This window comes from Pseudomonas mercuritolerans (assembly GCF_025706525.1).
In the GTDB taxonomy this organism is placed as follows: domain Bacteria; phylum Pseudomonadota; class Gammaproteobacteria; order Pseudomonadales; family Pseudomonadaceae; genus Aquipseudomonas; species Aquipseudomonas mercuritolerans.
The window spans coordinates 1-1,949 of record NZ_JAMSHA010000019.1 but is presented as its reverse complement, the minus strand read 5'-3'; the positions used below and the strand labels follow the sequence as shown (position 1 = coordinate 1,949).

Annotated in this window: 1 protein-coding gene and 2 pseudogenes; all 3 read left to right on the top strand. The window is 48.6% G+C overall.

Annotation, left to right across the window (positions count from 1 at the left end):
- Positions 1–605 (top strand): annotated as a pseudogene (locus ND528_RS27990) (hypothetical protein); the annotation flags it as partial.
- Positions 602–1,546: a PoNi-like cognate immunity protein gene (locus ND528_RS27985; RefSeq protein WP_263471722.1), complete on the top strand. Its 945-nt coding sequence runs from the start codon at positions 602–604 to the stop codon at positions 1,544–1,546. The pseudogene ND528_RS27990 and the gene ND528_RS27985, both read left to right, overlap by 4 nt.
- 63 nt (positions 1,547–1,609) lie before the next feature.
- Positions 1,610–1,949 (top strand): annotated as a pseudogene (locus tag ND528_RS27980) (hypothetical protein); the annotation flags it as partial.

Below are 1,949 nucleotides of genomic sequence, written 5' to 3'. Positions count from 1 at the left end.
TAGACGCGGTTTGGCGGGCTAATCCCGCAAACAATGGCGGCGAAAAGTTCGCCATCGTAGAGGCAAAGGCAAGCCGTGATGAAGATGCACCGAAGTTCATGCGGAAACTGAATAATACGAGAAAGCCAGGGGTCGCATCGAAGTTAGGCGTTTCTGGGCTCTCGGAACCGAGTGAGTTGATAGAGCCGGTAGAAAGCAGTGAAGGCGCATCTCCCGCTACAAACAAAACCAGAGTAAGCACCGGCAAACACAAAACTACCACTGGCAGAAGTGAAATTCCGTCACAGACGCAGAAAAGAAAAATACTTGTTCAGATGAGCCGGGAGTGGATTGAAGAAAACCTAGGGAAATCTGTGGGAGTTACGATAGCTTACCAGGTTCCGAACTCGTATAGCCGACACCTGTTTTATACGCCGCTTTACCATACCAGCATGAGCCCTAAGGAGCATGCTGCTGCGCGCTTGAACAACTCAGACGATACGTCTCACCTCAATCACAAGGCCTTTCATTACGGCGAGAAGGAAGTAAAGGCCTTTGTGAATAAACGTAAAAAATCATTAGCTAAAAAGCACGGCGCACTATCGTCACTTAAGATTGAGGCATGACCATGAAACGGCAAAAATTTTATAGTGACAACCACTTCAAAATCTTCCTGAAAGCATACGACGACGCTATAGAGTTTTATCGCACAAGAAAATTCCAGTCTGATTCCGTTGAAGAAGAAGAAATGCTTCGCGCTAGATTTTTTCAACGCATGAGCCTAAACAAATTATTAGCCTCCTACACTGCCGGCGTAGCGATTCCCGAACTATCCGTCATACTTGAAGAACTCGTTAGCAAGTATGAAGAATGGCAAAGTAAGCTGGAAATCAATGAAAACATCTGCAACATCTCTCCTTTAGCGATTGGCGATTACGTACATCAATACGAAGAGTGCGTGCAAATTATAGGCTTTTGCGTGCTACTTCATCGGACAGACCTTCTCAAACGTTTCGTGGCGTTGATAGACAACGCAGGCTATGAAGGCACCGATACACTATACGAAGACTTACTCAGCAAACTCATATCGGGAAGACACGATATCGATCAGTGGTATCACGACGTCTATTCTCCGCTTGTTCAAGCTATTTATTCAAATACTAAAGAAGAGGCTGCAGATCATCTGAAAAAATACTGCAACCAATGGTATGCGGCATTCCGAGATGCACCTTGGCACGATACTCATCATCAAGGCGAGGACGGGAGTTATGTAGGATATTGGGCTATCGAAGCAGGAGCCATCGCCTTTTTATACGGCATAGACGACAGCAAAATAGACCACATGGTTTATCCAAAGGATCTAGTTGAATACGCCCGCAACTATCAACCCACCAATAATTCTCAGGTCTCGCGAATCGACGGCGGCCAACCCTGCAGTAGAACTGGTCACTGGTTTACTCCTGCGAAATCTGACTCAAGACAACATTTCCAGCAGGGCGAGATTATGCCGAAATTCAGTGATTCCAAATGGGGCGAAACTATCTGGTACTGGTCTGGCGAAGAGTAACCATTGCCGCATCTCTCGGCTATGATCCGAGCGCTTGATAAGCGCTTGGTCAAATGGAAAGGCATGCAGCGCAACAGCTCTGCTGCCTCCTCCGGTTCAAGCCATCCGAAAAGAGCGGAAAAGCCCGCGAACAAAGATGCCGCCGTTGCAGCCAAAGGCACAGACGGTGCCAGTGGCACTCACTCCAATCAGGTCGAAGCCTCCAAAGTTGGTCTTCAGGCTCCTTCCAGCATTTTGAACGAGGGCTTGGGTGTCAGCGGCGAGCACATCGCCGATTACATCTGTGCCGTGGAGTTTGGCTGGGGCAAGGACTGGGATGGGCACGACAAGGGCGCTGACGGTAAGTGGCTTGAGGGAGTGCCAAGCGCAAGCAAGTTGGGGAAACTTTCGGCGGGCGGCAGTC

Bases quoted from the DNA above. Each gene is read 5' to 3' on its own strand.
- ND528_RS27985 (WP_263471722.1), top strand. From the start codon at position 602: ATGACCATGAAACGGCAAAAATTTTATAGTGACAACCACTTCAAAATC.